We start from the raw sequence: 14,863 nt of genomic DNA on the forward strand, positions 1-14,863 counted from the left end.
GCTGACCCGTCTCGTTAGCATCCGATGTCATGGATGTGACGGATCGCGCAATTCTTGGTCTCCTACAGGTGGAGGGGCGGTTGAGCAACCTGGAGCTGGCCGAGCGGGTGCGGCTCACCCCCTCGCCGTGCCTGCGCCGGGTCCGCAACCTGGAGGAGACCGGAGTGATCACCGGCTATCGCGCCGTGATCGACCCGGCGGCCGTGGGGCGGGGCTTCCAGGTCGTCGCCTACGTCGAGCTGGAGGGCCAGGACGCCGAGACGGTCACCGCCTTCGAGGCCGCCGTCATGGAGATCGACGACGTGGTGGAGTGCCTGCGCATGTTCGGCCGCCCCGACTACGTGCTGCGGGTGGCGGTACCCGACATGGACGCCTACAGCCAGCTCTGCCTGGAGCGGCTCGGCCGCCTGCCCGGCCTCGACAAGCTCACCTCGCAGATCGCGATGAAAGCCCTCAAGCCCGGCGGCGTCCTGCCCCTGTGAACCGGCGCCTCCCGGGACCGCGTCTTCCGGGGCCGCGTCTTCCCGGAAACGTCCCCCCCCGGAAACGCGCCGGGCCCACCGGACCTGCCAGGCCCACCTGGGGCCTCACCCTCGGCGTCCTGCCCCGGCGCGGCGCCGTCCGCCCCGGTCGAGGACGTCACCCTCACGTCCCCGCGATCCGGTGGGCCGCCGTCGCGAGCAGCAGCGCGGCGTGCACGTCCGGATCCGTCACGGTGTAGCCCAGCAGCGCCTCGATGCGCTGCAGCCGCTGGTAGAACGACTGGCGGCCGAGGTGCAGCACGGCCGCCGCCCGGGTGGCGCTGCACCCGTGCAGCAGGAAGACCTCCAGCGTGCCGACCAGGTTCGTCCGGTGCGCCGCGTCCCAGTCCACCAGCGACGAGATCGTCCGCCGGACCAGGTCGGCCGCGTGGCCGCCGTCCCCGTGCCGGGTCAGTTCCAGGTCCAGCGCGAGAGCGCGGGTGCTGACCAGACGCGCCGACGGGCGCAGGCCGAGCGCGGCCCGCGCGTCGCGCAGCGAGCCGCCCAGCTCGCCGAGGTCGGCGGCCGGATACCCCACCGCGACCCGTAGCTCCGGGGCGCTCACCCGCCGCAGGGCCTCGTCCAGCGCCTGCGACGCCGCGCCGACCGCGTCCGTCACCGCGCGTGGCACGGAGAGGGCGCCGAGCACCAGCCGGGACAGCCGCCCCCGCAGCGCGGGGGTGTGCAGGATGTGGGCCGCGCGGTCGATCACCGCCAGTGCCGCCGCCGTCTCCAGGGCGTCGGCCGCGACGCCGACGAGCACGTGGTCGGGTGCCGGATGGAATCCGGCCATCATCGCCCGTACGGAGGATCCCGCCTCGGCGCCACCCTCGATGAGGTCCCGCAGCAGCGCCGAGACCTGGCGGTCCCGCTCGCTCGGCGGGCTGCCGGTGCGGAGCATGGCCAGCGCCAGCGCCACCGCCGTCCGCTCCAGCGCGATGGACAGGTCCTCGGCGGGCAGGGCCGAGCCGGGGCCCGCGACGAGCCGCCCCCACGGCCGCCCGTGCAGGGTGACCGGGGCCTCGCAGGCGGAGTGCTCGACGGCCCGCCACGCCTCCCTGTCGCCGTCCACGCCGTACGCGGACACGAGGGCGCCGCCCGCCGAGACCAGCACCAGCGGGGCGCCGATCACCTGCGCCCCGGTCGCGAGCACCCCGGCGATGCCCGCCCCGGCGATGAGCGCCTCGTTGAGGGCGCGGGTGGCCGAGTCGCCGAGCCGCAGCCGCCTGCTCGCGTAGTCGACGATCAGGGTGTTGGCGTCCTCGGTGATCCGGATGAACGGCACCACCGAGCGCAGGACGATGAACGGCAGCTCCTGCCTGCGCGCCTCCTCGACCAGTTCGCGGGGCGTCTCGGGGAAGGTGCGGCCCAGCTCCAGGGCGATCCCGGCGACCCCGCGGGCGGCGATCTCCCGCAGGTAGTGCCGCCGCGCGCCCGCGTCGGTGCCCGCCAGCCCGAGCCCGGTCGTGAGCAGCAGCTCGCCGCCGGTCAGCAGCGGCCCGATCTCGTAGATCTCGCTGGAGTGGACCCAGCGCACCACGCGGTCGAGCGAGCCCTCCCCGGCGAGCACCTCCGGGCGGGCCTCGCGGAGCACCTCGAAGGAGAGCAGTTCGCGCAACGTCAACGGCATTCGTGATCCCTTTACGGATTGTCCGTTCCGGACCGCCATAGTACGGACGGTCTGCCCGTTCTCGAACCTCGTCCCGCGGGGGATAGTGGGCGCATGACCAGCGACGTTGTCAGCCCGGCCGCGATGCTCGGCGTGGCGCTCGAAGAGGCCGTGAAGGGATACGCCGAAGGGGGCGTCCCCATCGGCGCCGCGCTGTTCGCGGCCGACGGCAGGCTGCTCGGCCGGGGCCGCAACCGCCGCGTCCAGGACGGCGACCCGTCCGTCCACGGCGAGACCGCCGCCTTCAGGAACGCGGGCCGCCAGCGGACCTACCGGGGAACCACCATGGTGACGACCCTGTCGCCCTGCTGGTACTGCAGCGGCCTGATCCGCCAGTTCGGCATCACCGGGCTGATCGTCGGCGAGAGCCGGACCTTCACCGGCCAGCACGAATGGCTCGCCGAGCACGGCGTGGACGTCCTCGTCCTCGACTCGCCCGAGTGCGTCGAGCTGATGACGGCCTTCATCGCCGCCAACCCCGCCCTGTGGAACGAGGACATCGGAGAGGACCAATGAAATCAGTCCCGATCATCGATCTCACCCCCTGGTTCCACGGCGACGCGGGCGACCGCGAGAAGGTGGCCGCCCAGGTCGACACCGCGCTGCGGGAGATCGGCTTCCTGCTCGTCACCGGGCACGGCGTCCCGGCCGAACTCCGCGCCGAGGTCCGTGCGGCGGCGAAGCGCTTCTTCGCCCTGCCGTACGAGGTCAAGAACCGCTACGCGGCCACCGTCGGCGAGCGGGGGTGGCTGCCGCCCGGGGTCGAGGCCAACGGGTACGCCGAGGGCACGCCCACGCCGCCCGACCTCAAGGAGACGTTCGCGGTCGGCACCGACCTGCCGATCGGCGACCCCGCGATCGACGCGGAGTGGTTCCTGGAGAACGTGTGGCCCGAGGAGGTCCCCGAGCTGCGGGCGCTCGTCACCGGCTACCTGGACCGGATGCGGGCCCTCGCCGACGAGCTGCTGGTGATCTGCGCCGCCGCCCTCGGCCTCCCGGACGACTTCTTCACCTCCCGGGCGGCGCATCCCACGTACACCATGAACGTCAACCGCTACCCGCCGCTGTCGCAGGTGGGGGAGCCGGAGCCGGGGCAGTTCAGGATCGGCCCGCACACCGACTTCGGCACCGTCACCGTCCTGGAGCGGCAGCCGGGCGTCGGCGGGCTGCAGGTGTTCACCCTGGAGGGGGAGTGGATCGACGCCCCCTTCGTGGCGGACTCCTTCACCGTCAACATCGGCGACCTGCTCGCCCGCTGGACGGGCGACCGCTGGCGCTCCACCCGGCACCGCGTGCTCCCGCCCGACCCCTCGGCTCCCGACGAGGAGCTCGTCTCGCTCATCTACTTCTACGAGTGCGACCCCCTCGCGCAGGTCGAGTCCCTCGGCCCGCCCATCGGCAGGGTCTCGTACGAGCCCGTCCGCGCGTCCGACTACCTCCTCGAGAAGCTGAAGGCGATAACGGTATGAAGGTGATGGAGCCCTCCGGCGTCGCGGTGCGCGAAGGCGAGTACGGCGACAGGATCGCCGCCGTCGAGCCCGGCGGCGTCGAGTTCATCCCGCTGTCCGAGCGGCACGGCGGGCCACGGCAGCTGCTGTGGACGTGGATGTCGCCCAACCTCGAATTCGCCACGATCTTCCTCGGGGTGCTCGCGGTGGCGGCGTTCGGGCTGAGCTTCTGGCAGGCGGCCCTGGCCGTCGCCCTCGGCACCGGTCTGGGCGCGCTCTCGCACGGCGTGCTCTCGGCGCGGGGTCCCTCCGCGGGGGTGCCGCAGATGGTCCTCGGGCGGCTGCCCTTCGGTTACTGGGGCAACCTGATCCCCTCCGCGCTGAACACCGTGGCGGCCGGGATCGGCTGGTTCGCGGTCAACAGCGTGAGCGGCGCGCTGGCGCTCAACACCCTCACCGGCCTGCCCTCCTGGCTCTGCCTGGTGATCGTGGTCGCGGTCATGGTGGTGCTCGGGTTCTTCGGGCACAATCTCGTGCAGGCCTTCGAGCGGTACGCGTTCCCGGTTCTCGCGGTGATCTTCGCGGTGACCGCGGTCGTCATCCTGTCGAAGGCGCGGCCGGGCTTCGCGGGCAGTGGCGGCGGGCTCGGCGGTTTCCTGCTCACCGTCGGCGCCACCTTCGGCTACGCGGCCGGCTGGAACCCCTACGCCGCCGACTACACCCGCTACCTCCCGCCGGACGCGAGCAGGCGGGCCGTGGGGCTGTACGCCGGGCTGGGGGTGTTCGTCCCCTGCGTGATCCTGGAGGTCGTGGGCGCCGCGTCGGTGACCATCGGCGGCGACGCCCTCGGCCAGCCGACCACCGCGTTCACCGGCCACCTGCCGGGCCCGGTGGCCGCCCTGGCGCTGCTCGCGATCACCCTCGGCGCGATCTCGGCGAACGCGCTGAACGTCTACTCGGGCGCGATGTCCCTGCTCACCATGGGGGTACGGCTCCCGCTGACGCTCCGCAGGGCGCTCACGGCGCTGGCCTGCGGGGTGATCGGGTTCCTGGTCGCGCTGTCCGGGCTGGAGGACGCGGGGCACAAGTACGAGTCGTTCCTGCTGGTGATCTCCTACTGGATCGGGCCGTGGCTGGGCATCGTCCTCGTCGACGCCTACCTGCGCCGGGGCGGGGAGTTCGGGCCGCTGCTGTACGACAGGCGGCACACCAACCCGGCCGGTCCGATCGCGATGGTCACCGGCGTCGTGCTGTCGGTGTGGCTGTTCTCCAACCAGGAGCTGTACGTCGGGCTGGTGCCCGAACGGGTCCCGGCGGTCGGCGACATCGCGTTCGCGGTCGGCTTCCTCATCTCGGCCGCCGTCTACCTGGCCCTCAAGCCGCTCCGCCGGTAAGGGGTGTCCGTAAATCAGGTTTTTGTCCGAAATTGAATAAAGCCTACTATTTCTGTAGGGTTAGCCGAGAAGCCGCTGACGACGCGTTCCCAGCCTGTCGTCGGCGGCTTACCGCAGTGAAAACCCTCCGGCGAGCCCTCGCCGACCGTGACGAAGTCAGCTGTCCGAAACCATGCCCGCAACGGCCCCACGCCTCCCGTGCGGCCCGTGCGGCCTGATGGCGCGGACGGCCACAGGAGAGACAGTGAACAGGAAGACGACGCCGTTCATCGGAGCCGTGATCGCGGCCGCGCTGGTCCTCGCCGGGTGCGGCTCGGGCTCCGGCCCGGACTCCGGCTCCGCTCAGGGCTCGGGCTCCGGGGGGAGCGCCGCGCCCGCGGGGTCGGCGGCCGCCTTCGACCCGGCCGCCACGATCGAGGTCGGCTCGCTCTACGAGCCGCAGAACCTCGACAACACCGGCGGCGGCGGGCAGGGCACGACGGAGGCGCTCAACGGCAACGTCTACGAGGGACTGTTCAGGCTCACCGACGAGGGCAAGGTCGAGAACCTGCTCGCCGAGAGCCACGAGGTCGGCTCCGGCGGCCTCACCTACACCTTCACCCTTCGCGACGGCGTCAAATTCCACTCGGGCGACCCCCTCACCTCCGCCGACGTGAAGTACAGCATCGAGAAGGTCACCGCGAAGGAGTCGCAGTCGGCCCGCAAGAGCAGCTTCGCGGTCGTCAAGAGCATCGAGACGCCCGACGACGGCACGGTCGTCGTGAGGCTGAAGGAGAAGTCGATCTCCTTCGTCTACAACCTCAGCTACGTCTGGATCGTGAACGACGCGGCGAAGGACCTGGCGAAGTCCGAGGACGGCACCGGCCCGTACCGGCTCGGTGAGTGGCGGCGCGGCTCCACGCTGAGCCTGACGCCGTTCGACGGCTACTGGGGCACCGCCCCGACGAACAAGGGCGTGGTGTTCCACTACTTCACCTCGGCGACCGCGCTCAACAACGCGCTGCTGACCGACGCCGTCGACATCGTGACCAGCGAGCAGAGCCCGGACGCGCTGGAGCAGTTCAAGAACAACCCGAACTACAAGGTCAACGACGGCCGGTCGACGACCAAGCTCCTGCTGGCCTTCAACGACAAGGTCGAGCCGTTCGACGACAAGCTCGTCCGCAAGGCCGTCGGCTCCGCCATCGACGACCGCAAGCTGCTCGACTCCGTCTGGGGCGGCTACGGGACGCCGATCGGCTCGATGGTCCCGCCCACCGACCCGTGGTACGAGGACCTCACCTCGGTCGATCCCTACGACGTGGAACTCGCCAGGAAGCAGCTCGCCGAGGCGGGCCTCCCGAACGGGTTCGACTTCACGCTCGACACCCCGAACTACGACCCGCACCCCACCGCGGCCACGTTCATCAAGAGCGAGCTGGCCAAGATCGGCGTCAACGTGACGATCAACGTCATCACCGCCGACGAGTGGTACACCAAGGTCTTCAAGAACCGCGACTTCACCGCCACGCTGCAGGAGCACGTCAACGACCGCGACGTCGTCTGGTACGGCAACCCCGACTTCTACTGGGGCTACGACAACCCCGAGGTGACCAGGCTGGTCGACGAGGCGGAGCGGTCCGACACCGTCGAGGGGCAGGCCGAGCTGCTCAAGCAGGCCAACCGGCTGATCGCCGAGGACGCCGCGAGCGAGTGGCTCTACCTCTACCCGCAGATCGTGGTGGCCTCGTCGTCGCTGTCGGGCTACCCGGTCAACGGCCTCAACTCGCAGTTCCACGCCTACGGCATCAAGAAGGGCTGATGCCCGGCACCGCACCCGGCCGGCCGGGCACCGCACCCGGCCGGTCCGGCCCGCCATGACCACCTACCTGCTGCGGCGAGCGGCGTTCCTCCTCGTCTCGTTCCTCCTCGCCTGCGTCGTGCTGTTCCTGCTGCTGCGCCTGCTGCCCGGCGACCCCGCCAACGCGCTGCTGTCGGCCGGGGCCACCCCCGAGCAGATCGAGGCCGCCCGCCACCAGATCGGCTCCGACCGGCCGCTGCCCGAACAGTTCGCCACCTGGCTCGGGCAGATCGTCACCCTCGACCTGGGCGAGTCGTTCGTCAGCACCCTGCCGGTCGGCCCGGAGATCGCCTCCAGGCTGGTCGTCACCGTCCCGCTGACCCTGCTGTCCTTCCTGCTCGCCGTCGCCGTCGCCGTACCGGTCGGCTTCGTCGCCGCCCACCGCGCGGGCACCTGGTACGGGTCCCTGCTCGGCGGGCTGTCCCAGCTGGGCATCGCGGTCCCGGCCTTCTGGGTGGGGATGTTGCTGGTCACGGTGTTCGCGCTCCGGCTGAGGGTGTTCCCGGCCGGTGGTTTCCCGAGGGACGACTGGGCCGACCCGGTCGCGGCCCTCACCTCGCTGGCGCTGCCCGTCGTCACGATCGCCCTCGTCATGTCGGCCTCGCTGATCCGCTACGTCCGCTCCGCCACCCTGGACGTGCTCGGCAGCGACCATCTGCGGACCTTCAGGGCGCTCGGCTCCTCCTTCACCGGGGCGATGTGGCGGCACGGCCTGCGCAACGCTGCCGTGCCCGTCGTCTCCGTCCTCGGGATCGAGCTCGCCACGACCTTCCTCGGGGCCGTCGTCGTCGAGAGCGTGTTCGCCCTCCCCGGTCTCGGCGGCATGCTGGTCAAGGGGATCGCCCAGCACGACTACCCGGTGATCCAGGGCATCCTGTTCGTCAGCACCTTCGCGGTCCTGGTGATCGGTTTCACCGCCGACCTCGCCCAGCGGCTCATCGACCCCCGGCTGCGCGGCACCGTCTCCGGAGGCCCCCGATGAACGTCGCGGCCTCCTCGCGGAAAACCCTCACACCGGACGCCCACGCCCGATCGAGGCGGTCCACGACGCTCGTGGTCGGATGCGTGCTCGCCGGCCTGGTCGTCGCCGTCGCGGCCGTCTCCCTGCTGTGGCTCCCGTACGCCCCGGACGACACCTCCGGAGACCGGCTCATGCCCCCCGGGGCCGCGCACCTCCTGGGCACCGACAAGCTGGGCCGGGACCTGCTCACCCAGCTGATGATCGGCGCGCGGATCGCGCTGACGGTCGGAGCCGGGTCGGTCCTGCTCGGCGGCGTCCTCGGCCTGCTCGCCGGTCTCGCCGCCGGGTTCGCCACCCGGTGGCTCGACGACACGGTCTCGGCGCTGCTCGACATCCTCATCGCCTTCCCCACCCTGCTCCTGGCCATGCTCGTCGTCGCGGTGCGCTCGGCGTCGCTCGGCTCGGCGATCCTCGCGATCGGCCTGGGCATGTCCGCGATCGTGGCGAGGCTGACCCGGGTGCTCGTCAAGCGCGTGCTGGCCCAGGACTTCGTCACGGCCTCGCGCACGTCCGGAACCTCCTGGCCGCGCGTCGTGACCGAGCACATCCTGCCGAACATCTGGCCGACGCTGCTGGTCAACCTCGCGCTCCAGCTCGGGCTCGCCGTGCTGGCCGAGGCGTCGCTGTCCTACCTGGGGCTCGGCCCGCCCCCGCCGAACGCCTCCTGGGGGCGCATGCTGCAGGAGGCCCAGGCGACCGTGCTCACCGCGCCGGTCGGCGCCATCGCTCCCGGCGTGCTGCTGGTCGTGCTCGTCATCGGGGTGAACCTGATCGCCGACGGCCTCAGGGACGTGGCCGACCCGACCCGGCGGAGGACGCGATGAGCCTGCTCGACGTGACGGGGCTGCGCGTGCGCTCCGCCGACGGCCGCGACCTCGTCAGGGACCTGTCCTTCACGATCGGCCCCGGGGAGCGGCTCGGCCTGATCGGCGAGTCCGGGTCCGGCAAGTCGCTCACCGCCCTCGCGGTGACGGGCCTGCTGCCGTCCGGCATGACCGCCTCCGGCAGCGTCGTGCTGGACACGCCGGAAACAGGCCCGTCCGAGGTCGTCGGCGCCCCCGAGCGGCGCCTGAACGGCCTGCGCGGCCGGGTGGTGTCGGTCGTCTTCCAGGAGCCCCTGACGGCACTCGACCCGCTCATGAGGGTCGGCCGCCAGCTCGCCGAGCCCATCAGGCGCAGGCGGGGGCTGCGCGGCGCCGCCCTGCGCGCCGCCGTGGCCGCCGCGCTCCAGGAGGTCCGGATCACCGAACCCGGCCGGGTCGCGCGGGCGTACCCGCACGAGATCTCCGGTGGCCAGCGTCAGCGCGTCGCCATCGCGATGGCCCTGGCCTGCGAGCCCGCGCTGCTCATCGCCGACGAGCCGACCACGGCCCTCGACGTGACGGTGCAGGCGGAGGTGCTCGCCCTGCTCGGCGGCCTGGTCACCGCCCGGGGCATGGCCCTGCTGTTCATCGGCCACGACCTCGCGGTCGTCTCGGGGATCACCGACCGCGTCCTCGTCCTCAAGGACGGCGAGGCCGTCGAGTCGGGAACCGTCAGGGAGATCGTGGACGCGCCGCGCCACCCGTACACCCGGTCGCTGGTGGCGGGCGCCCGGCACCTCGACAGCGCACTGGATTGGACGAACCGTTGACCCGGCCCATCCCGGACCAGCCGCCCGAGCCCGCCGAGCCCGTCGTACCTGCCGAGCCCGTCGCGCCCGCTCCTGACGTGACGAGCGGGCCCGTCCCCGGCACCGCGGGACCGGCCGGGCCCGTGCGGGCAGGCGCGGCGCCGGACGGGACCGTCCAGGACGGGGTGGCCCAGCCCGTCCTGGAGGCGCGCCAGGTGGGCTTCACCTACCGCGGGGCGGCGGCGCCCGTGCTCTCCGACGTCTCCTTCCAGGTGCTGCCTGGGCGAAGCACGGCCCTGGTCGGGGAGTCGGGGGCGGGCAAGACGACGCTGCTGCGACTGCTGCTCGGCCTCGCCGTGCCCACCGCCGGGCGGATCCTCTTCGACGGGACGCCGCTCTCGCCGCGCGACCGCGGGCGGATGCGCGCGTTCCGCCGCGGCGTGCAGACCGTGTTCCAGGACCCGTACTCCTCGCTCGACCCACGGCAGCGGGTGAGCAGGATCGTCGCCGAGCCGCTCCGCTCGCTCGGCCTGGTACCGGCGGCGCGGTGGGACACCTCGGCCGCGGACCTGCGCGTCGCCGCCGCGCTCGAAGCCGTCGGGCTGCCGGCCGACGCCGCGCGCCGCTACCCGCACGAGTTCTCCGGCGGGCAGCGCCAGCGGATCGCCATCGCGCGGGCCATCGTGTGCGAGCCCCGGGTCCTGCTCGCCGACGAACCCGTCAGCGCCCTGGACGTCTCCACGCGCGTACGGGTCATCGACCTGCTGGCCGAGCTGCGCGAGAGCCACGGGCTGACCGTCGTGATGGTCTCCCACGACCTCGCCGTGGTCGCGATGCTCTGCGACCACACGGCGGTCCTCGAACGCGGCCGGATCGTGGAGCAGGGCGACACCGCCGCCGTGCTCGGCTCTCCGAGCCACCCCTACACCCGGCGCCTGATCGACAGCGTGCCGAGGCTCCCCGTCACCTGACCGCCTTTCCCCGCCCCGCCCCGCCCCGCGCTAGCGCAGCAGCGGGAGCTTGCCCGTGAGGCGCTCCACCGCCTGGCGGGGGCCCAGCAGGCTCACCGCGTAGTACGAGAGCTCCTCGCCGCCGGAGCGGGCCAGCCCGGCCAGATACTCGTCGTAGACGTTGGTCCGCTGCGCGATGGCCGCCATGTCGGCGACGACCAGCTCCGCCTCCTCCGCGGCCTCGTTCCTGATCCGGCGGACGGTGTCGCCGGGCGCGGCCAGCACCGTGCACCCGGTCCAGGGCAGCCCGGCGTGGGTGTGGCCGGAGGCGTCGGTGCCCGCCGAGCCCAGGATCGCGGGCACGGCGTTGCCCACGGACGCGGCCAGGCAGGCGGCGGCGTTGGCCTGCAGGCCGCGGGGCAGGTCGTGGTCGATCACGATCACCCATTTCACCGGCAGCCGCCGGGTGGGCAGGTCGGTCCGGCGGTCCAGGGTGTCGATCCAGTCGGCCAGCATGGTCATCCGCGTTCCTCTCTCTGAATTTCTGAGAGGACGCTCGCATCTGGAGTACAGGAATCACAACTCAGTCCCGATCCTTCCGAAGAAAATTCGGAGATTTCTGGGAAGATGTGTGCGTGGACGAACTTGACACGGCCATACTCGCCGAACTCCAGCGTGACGGCCGCCAGACCAACCGCGAGCTGGCCGAGCGGCTCGGCATCGCGCCCTCGACCTGCCTGGAGCGGGTGCGTTCCCTGCGGAGCAGGGAGGTGATCGAGGGCTTCCACGCCGAGGTCAACCTCGCCGCCATCGGCCGTCCGGTCCAGGCGCTCATCAACGTCCGGCTGCACCCGAAGATCAGGGAGGCGGTCGAGGGCTTCAGGGACCATGTCGCCGCGCTCCCCGAGACCCTCGCGATCTTCGTGGTGTCCGGGGGCGACGACTTCATCATCCAGGTGGCCGTACGCGACACCGGCCACCTGCGCGACTTCGTCCTCGACCACGTCTCCCGGCACCGCAACATCGCCGACGTGCGGACCTCGCTGGTCTACGACCACATCCGCAAGACCTCCGTCGAGGTCCTGCCGCCCGAGCGGCCGAGCCCGCCCCGGACCCGCCGCCGCTGAGAACGGGCCCGCCCGCCCGCACCTCCGGAGCATCCCCGCTCACCGGTGCCGACGGCGTACGCGGTGATCCTAAGATCACTGGGAGACGACACCCCCCATGATCGCGACCCGGTATCCGGAGGATCCGCCATGCGACTCCCGCGTTCCCTCTCCGGCTGGACGATGGCCGTCTTCGGCCTCCTCGCCGTGGCACTCGGCGTCGTCGGCCTGGTGTCGCCGGACACCATGCTCGCCCTCCTCGGCTTCGAGGTGTTGCGGGTACGTGACCCCGGCGACCACACGAAGGTGTACCTCGCCGCCTCCTCGATGGCCGCGGTGAACATGGGCGTCTACTACCTCCTGGCCGCCGCCGCCGACTACCGGCCCTTCTTCCTGTGGACGGTGCCGTTCCGCCTGCTGACGTTCGCGGTCTTCACCCTCCTGGTGGTGACCGGCGCGGCCCCCGCCCGGTTCGTCGGCGTCGGCATCTGGGAGGGGATCGGCGCGGTGGTCACCGGGGCCGCGCTCTGGTGGGAGCGCGGGCGCCCGGACGCCGCCTGACGGCCCGGTCAGGGCGTTCGCACACGCCCGCGACTCGCGGACGTGATGCGACGCGACGCGACGCGACGCGACGCGACGCGACGCGACGCGACGCGACGCGACGTGATGCGACGCGCGGGCCGTCGAGCCGGTTCCTCGCGCGGGAGCCCCTTCGACGCCCCGGGCCCGCCGCGTCCGGGACGGGGTGATGCGAGTTCGGGGCGGGGTGGCGGAGGAGGTGTCAGGGGGCGCGGGGGACCACCAGGCCGGATTCGTAGGCGAGGACCACGAGCTGAGCGCGGTCGCGGGCGTGGAGCTTGGCCATGGCCCGGTTGATGTGGGTTTTCGCGGTCAGGGGACTGATCACCATGCGGTCGGCGATCTGGTCGTTGGACAGGCCCTGCGCGACCAGGACGACGGCCTCGCGTTCGCGGTTGGTCAGTTCCTTCAGCCCCGTGCCGGCCCTGGCGCCGAGCGGCTGGGCGACATACCTGCCGATGAGCCTGCGGGTGATCGACGGGGCGAGCAGGGCGTCGCCGCGCGCGGCGACACGTACGGCGTGCAGGAAGTCCTCGGGCACGATGTCCTTGACGAGGAATCCGGCCGCCCCGGCGCGCAGCGCGTCGAAGACGTATTCGTCGAAGCCGTAGTTGGTCAGGATGACGACGTGCACCCCGGCCAGGGCCGGGTCCGCGGCGATGCGCCGGGTCGTCTCGATGCCGTCGACGACCGGCATCTGGACGTCGACGAGGGCGACGTCGGGCAGATGCTCCCTGACCAGGGCGAGGCCCTCCATCCCGTCGCCGGCCTCGCCCACCACCTCGATGTCGTCCTCGAGGTCGAGGAGCGCGCGGAATCCGCTGCGCAGGAGCGGCTGGTCGTCCACCAGCAGGACACGGATCACGACGTCCGGTCCACGGGAAGCTCGGCCCGCACGGTGAAGCCTCCCTCGCCGCGCGGCTCGGCGCGCAGGTGACCACCGAGGGCGGTGACTCGTTCGCGCATCCCGAGCAACCCGACGCCGGGCACCGGGGCGGCGCCCGGCGTGGCCCCGCCGTCGTCGTCGACGCGGATCGTGAGGGCGTCCGGGCGGTAGTCGATCCGGACCGACGCGGTGGTGGCGGCGGCATGCCGGGAGACGTTGGTGAGCGCCTCCTGGACGATCCGGTAGACGGTCCGGCTCACCGCGGCCGGTACGTCGTGTCGTCGCCCCTCGATCGTCAGCGTCGCGTCCAGGCCGATGCCGCGGGCCCGTTCCAGCAGCTCCGGGATGTGGTCGAGCCCGCGTGGCGGGGTCGCGTCGTCGTCGCGCAGCGCCCGCAGGGTCGCGCGCAGCTCCCGCGTCGCCTCACGTCCGGCCGCCTGGATCGCCAGCAGGGACTCCGGCACCTGTTCGCCACGCCTGCGGGCCACGTGGACGGCGACCTCGGCCTGCACCTTGATGATCGAGATCTGGTGGGTGAGCGAATCGTGCAGCTCTCGCGCGATGTGCAGCCGCTCCTCGTCGGCGCGGTGCCGCGCGGTCTCCTCCCGGGTGCGCTCGGCCTCGTCCGCCCGCCGCTCGGCCTGCCGCAGCGCCTCGCCCGCGGCGCCGGCCGCGATCAGCCACGCCAGTTCGAGGGCGCCCCGGGCCTGCGCGAGCGCCTCGCCCATGTCGTGCGAGCCCGAGACCAGCGCCGCGAGGGGGAGGGCGGCCAGCATGGTCACGCTCGCCGCCACCGTGACGGCGCGGTGTCCCGCCCGTACGGCCGCGTACACCGCGAACAGGTACGCGACGGCGGGCACGTCGAAACCGGCGGCCTGGTAGCCCACCGCGCACAGGCCGGTGGCGGCCAGGACGAGGACCGGAGCCCGGCTGCGCGCGGCCAGCGCCAGGCCGCCGGCCGCCAGCAGCGCGTAGCCGAACGGGGCGAGGTCCGTGGCGGAGTGCCGCCCGGACAGCGCGGTGACCAGCAGCGTCGCCGCCACGCCGACGGCGATCGCCCAGTCCCGGACCCCGGCCCATCCTGTACCCATGCGCGCACCCTAGCCGGATGTCCGCGCGGGCGACTCCTGCGCGCGGACGATCGGCCGACTACCGCGCCCGCGGTAGCTTCGCGGCTCCTGCGGTGTCCGCGGCAGCCGGTCGCGGCATCGGCGGCAGCGCGAAGTGTCCGCATACGCCGGACGACCGGAGCCGGGTCCGGTGGACATGATCGGGTGACATCCGGTCGTAGCGGCCGGCCGTGGAAGAACGTCCGGTCGTAGCGGCCGGCCGTAGGAGAAGGAGTACCTCATGCCGGTCCGACGTGTGCTTGCCGTGGCCGTGGCCGCCCTGATCGGAGGTTTCCGGGCTTTCGTACCGGCGGCCGCGCACGCCTCGGTCCAGCTGGACCCCGTCGGCGCCTACACCTTGACCTCCGGGCGTCTCTGGTCCTTGGTGGCCGCGCTGGCGGGGCTGGCCGGAGTGGTCGTCGGGGGGCTGGCTCTGGCCCGCTCCACCGGTCGTATCGGCACCGGCTCCGGGAGGAGGGGGGCCGTCGTGGCACTGGCGGCGGGGCTGGCCGGCGCGGTCATCGGCGGGCTGGTCGTGGCCGCCGCCGACGGCGGCCCCGGAACCGGCTACGGAATAGTCGGGGGCTTCGTGGCCCTGGTGGTGGGGCTGGCCGGCATGGCTCTCGGCGGGCTGGTTCTGGCCCGCTCCCGTCGCGCCGGGTGATCCGCCGGGAGCGGCCGGGAACGCGATCGGGCCGGTGCCCGGCCCGTGCCTCGGGGGATCCTCA

Annotated in this window: 16 protein-coding genes; 12 read left to right on the forward strand and 4 right to left on the reverse strand. The window is 72.6% G+C overall.

Going from position 1 to position 14,863, the window contains the following annotated elements; all coding sequences use genetic code 11:
- Positions 1-29: 29 nt before the first annotated feature.
- Positions 30-482: an Lrp/AsnC family transcriptional regulator gene (locus ACFFRH_RS13320; protein WP_344746151.1), complete on the forward strand. Its 453-nt coding sequence runs from the start codon at positions 30-32 to the stop codon at positions 480-482.
- 163 nt (positions 483-645) lie between these two features.
- Here ACFFRH_RS13320 and ACFFRH_RS13325 read toward each other — a convergent pair whose 3' ends face one another.
- A complete protein-coding gene (locus tag ACFFRH_RS13325) occupies positions 646-2,151 on the reverse strand; it encodes a PucR family transcriptional regulator (protein ID WP_344746150.1) in 1,506 nt (501 codons plus the stop codon).
- 93 nt (positions 2,152-2,244) lie between these two features.
- On the opposite strand from ACFFRH_RS13325, the gene ACFFRH_RS13330 reads away from it, so the two are divergent.
- From ACFFRH_RS13330 to ACFFRH_RS13365, 8 genes are all read left to right on the forward strand, one after another.
- On the forward strand, positions 2,245-2,706 hold the full coding sequence (locus ACFFRH_RS13330; RefSeq protein WP_344746149.1) for a nucleoside deaminase: 462 nt from the start codon (positions 2,245-2,247) through the stop codon (positions 2,704-2,706).
- Positions 2,703-3,659: an isopenicillin N synthase family dioxygenase gene (locus ACFFRH_RS13335; protein WP_344746148.1), complete on the forward strand. Its 957-nt coding sequence runs from the start codon at positions 2,703-2,705 to the stop codon at positions 3,657-3,659. The genes ACFFRH_RS13330 and ACFFRH_RS13335 overlap by 4 nt, the downstream gene beginning before the upstream one ends.
- Positions 3,656-5,032 (forward strand): purine-cytosine permease family protein, encoded by a 1,377-nt coding sequence (locus ACFFRH_RS13340; RefSeq protein ID WP_344746147.1) that lies wholly within the window; start codon positions 3,656-3,658, stop codon positions 5,030-5,032. The genes ACFFRH_RS13335 and ACFFRH_RS13340 overlap by 4 nt, the downstream gene beginning before the upstream one ends.
- Before the next feature lie 244 nt (positions 5,033-5,276).
- A complete protein-coding gene (locus tag ACFFRH_RS13345) occupies positions 5,277-6,833 on the forward strand; it encodes an ABC transporter substrate-binding protein (RefSeq protein WP_344746146.1) in 1,557 nt (518 codons plus the stop codon).
- A 55-nt stretch (positions 6,834-6,888) separates the two neighbouring features.
- Positions 6,889-7,854, forward strand: a complete 966-nt coding sequence (locus ACFFRH_RS13350; RefSeq protein WP_344746145.1) for an ABC transporter permease — start codon at positions 6,889-6,891, stop codon at positions 7,852-7,854.
- Complete coding sequence (locus ACFFRH_RS13355) at positions 7,851-8,717, forward strand: ABC transporter permease (RefSeq protein ID WP_344746144.1); 867 nt, start codon at positions 7,851-7,853, stop codon at positions 8,715-8,717. The genes ACFFRH_RS13350 and ACFFRH_RS13355 overlap by 4 nt, the downstream gene beginning before the upstream one ends.
- Complete coding sequence (locus ACFFRH_RS13360) at positions 8,714-9,526, forward strand: ATP-binding cassette domain-containing protein (protein ID WP_344746143.1); 813 nt, start codon at positions 8,714-8,716, stop codon at positions 9,524-9,526. The genes ACFFRH_RS13355 and ACFFRH_RS13360 overlap by 4 nt, the downstream gene beginning before the upstream one ends.
- Positions 9,523-10,476 (forward strand): ABC transporter ATP-binding protein, encoded by a 954-nt coding sequence (locus ACFFRH_RS13365; RefSeq protein ID WP_344746142.1) that lies wholly within the window; start codon positions 9,523-9,525, stop codon positions 10,474-10,476. Before ACFFRH_RS13360 ends, ACFFRH_RS13365 begins: the two co-directional genes overlap by 4 nt.
- 30 nt (positions 10,477-10,506) lie before the next feature.
- On the opposite strand, the gene ACFFRH_RS13370 is transcribed toward ACFFRH_RS13365, so the two are convergent.
- Positions 10,507-10,977, reverse strand: coding sequence for a DUF2000 domain-containing protein (locus ACFFRH_RS13370; RefSeq protein ID WP_386156559.1), 471 nt, complete (start codon positions 10,975-10,977; stop codon positions 10,507-10,509).
- 113 nt (positions 10,978-11,090) lie between these two features.
- Between ACFFRH_RS13370 and ACFFRH_RS13375 the strand changes: the two genes are divergently transcribed.
- Both ACFFRH_RS13375 and ACFFRH_RS13380 read left to right on the forward strand, forming a co-directional pair.
- The gene (locus ACFFRH_RS13375) at positions 11,091-11,582 is read left to right on the forward strand and encodes an Lrp/AsnC family transcriptional regulator (protein ID WP_344746140.1); all 492 of its coding nucleotides are present in this window, start codon (positions 11,091-11,093) and stop codon (positions 11,580-11,582) included.
- A gap of 129 nt (positions 11,583-11,711) precedes the next feature.
- Positions 11,712-12,122 (forward strand): hypothetical protein, encoded by a 411-nt coding sequence (locus tag ACFFRH_RS13380; RefSeq protein ID WP_344746139.1) that lies wholly within the window; start codon positions 11,712-11,714, stop codon positions 12,120-12,122.
- 220 nt (positions 12,123-12,342) lie between these two features.
- Here the strand turns inward: ACFFRH_RS13380 and ACFFRH_RS13385 are convergent, their stop codons facing one another.
- On the reverse strand, positions 12,343-13,005 hold the full coding sequence (locus tag ACFFRH_RS13385) for a response regulator (RefSeq protein ID WP_344746138.1): 663 nt from the start codon (positions 13,003-13,005) through the stop codon (positions 12,343-12,345).
- Entirely contained in the window at positions 13,002-14,117 is a 1,116-nt protein-coding gene (locus tag ACFFRH_RS13390; RefSeq protein WP_344746137.1) for a sensor histidine kinase, read from the reverse strand. Before ACFFRH_RS13390 ends, ACFFRH_RS13385 begins: the two co-directional genes overlap by 4 nt.
- Positions 14,118-14,376: 259 nt before the next feature.
- On the opposite strand from ACFFRH_RS13390, the gene ACFFRH_RS13395 reads away from it, so the two are divergent.
- A complete protein-coding gene (locus ACFFRH_RS13395; protein WP_386156565.1) occupies positions 14,377-14,799 on the forward strand; it encodes a DUF6223 family protein in 423 nt (140 codons plus the stop codon).
- The last annotated feature ends 64 nt before the right edge of the window (positions 14,800-14,863 follow it).

The sequence above is a fragment of the Streptosporangium vulgare genome, assembly GCF_042428775.1.
Taxonomy (GTDB): Bacteria; Actinomycetota; Actinomycetes; order Streptosporangiales; family Streptosporangiaceae; genus Streptosporangium; species Streptosporangium vulgare.

What these genes read in the sequence shown, in the direction of transcription:
- ACFFRH_RS13320 (WP_344746151.1), top strand. Translation starts at nt 30, where the DNA reads ATGGATGTGACGGATCGCGCAATTCTTGGTCTCCTACAGGTGGAGGGG.
- ACFFRH_RS13325 (WP_344746150.1), bottom strand. Translation starts at nt 2,151, where the DNA reads ATGCCGTTGACGTTGCGCGAACTGCTCTCCTTCGAGGTGCTCCGCGAG.
- ACFFRH_RS13330 (WP_344746149.1), top strand. Translation starts at nt 2,245, where the DNA reads ATGACCAGCGACGTTGTCAGCCCGGCCGCGATGCTCGGCGTGGCGCTC.
- ACFFRH_RS13335 (WP_344746148.1), top strand. Translation starts at nt 2,703, where the DNA reads ATGAAATCAGTCCCGATCATCGATCTCACCCCCTGGTTCCACGGCGAC.
- ACFFRH_RS13340 (WP_344746147.1), top strand. Translation starts at nt 3,656, where the DNA reads ATGAAGGTGATGGAGCCCTCCGGCGTCGCGGTGCGCGAAGGCGAGTAC.
- ACFFRH_RS13350 (WP_344746145.1), top strand. Translation starts at nt 6,889, where the DNA reads ATGACCACCTACCTGCTGCGGCGAGCGGCGTTCCTCCTCGTCTCGTTC.
- ACFFRH_RS13355 (WP_344746144.1), top strand. Translation starts at nt 7,851, where the DNA reads ATGAACGTCGCGGCCTCCTCGCGGAAAACCCTCACACCGGACGCCCAC.
- ACFFRH_RS13360 (WP_344746143.1), top strand. Translation starts at nt 8,714, where the DNA reads ATGAGCCTGCTCGACGTGACGGGGCTGCGCGTGCGCTCCGCCGACGGC.
- ACFFRH_RS13370 (WP_386156559.1), bottom strand. Translation starts at nt 10,977, where the DNA reads ATGACCATGCTGGCCGACTGGATCGACACCCTGGACCGCCGGACCGAC.
- ACFFRH_RS13380 (WP_344746139.1), top strand. Translation starts at nt 11,712, where the DNA reads ATGCGACTCCCGCGTTCCCTCTCCGGCTGGACGATGGCCGTCTTCGGC.
- ACFFRH_RS13390 (WP_344746137.1), bottom strand. Translation starts at nt 14,117, where the DNA reads ATGGGTACAGGATGGGCCGGGGTCCGGGACTGGGCGATCGCCGTCGGC.
- ACFFRH_RS13395 (WP_386156565.1), top strand. Translation starts at nt 14,377, where the DNA reads ATGCCGGTCCGACGTGTGCTTGCCGTGGCCGTGGCCGCCCTGATCGGA.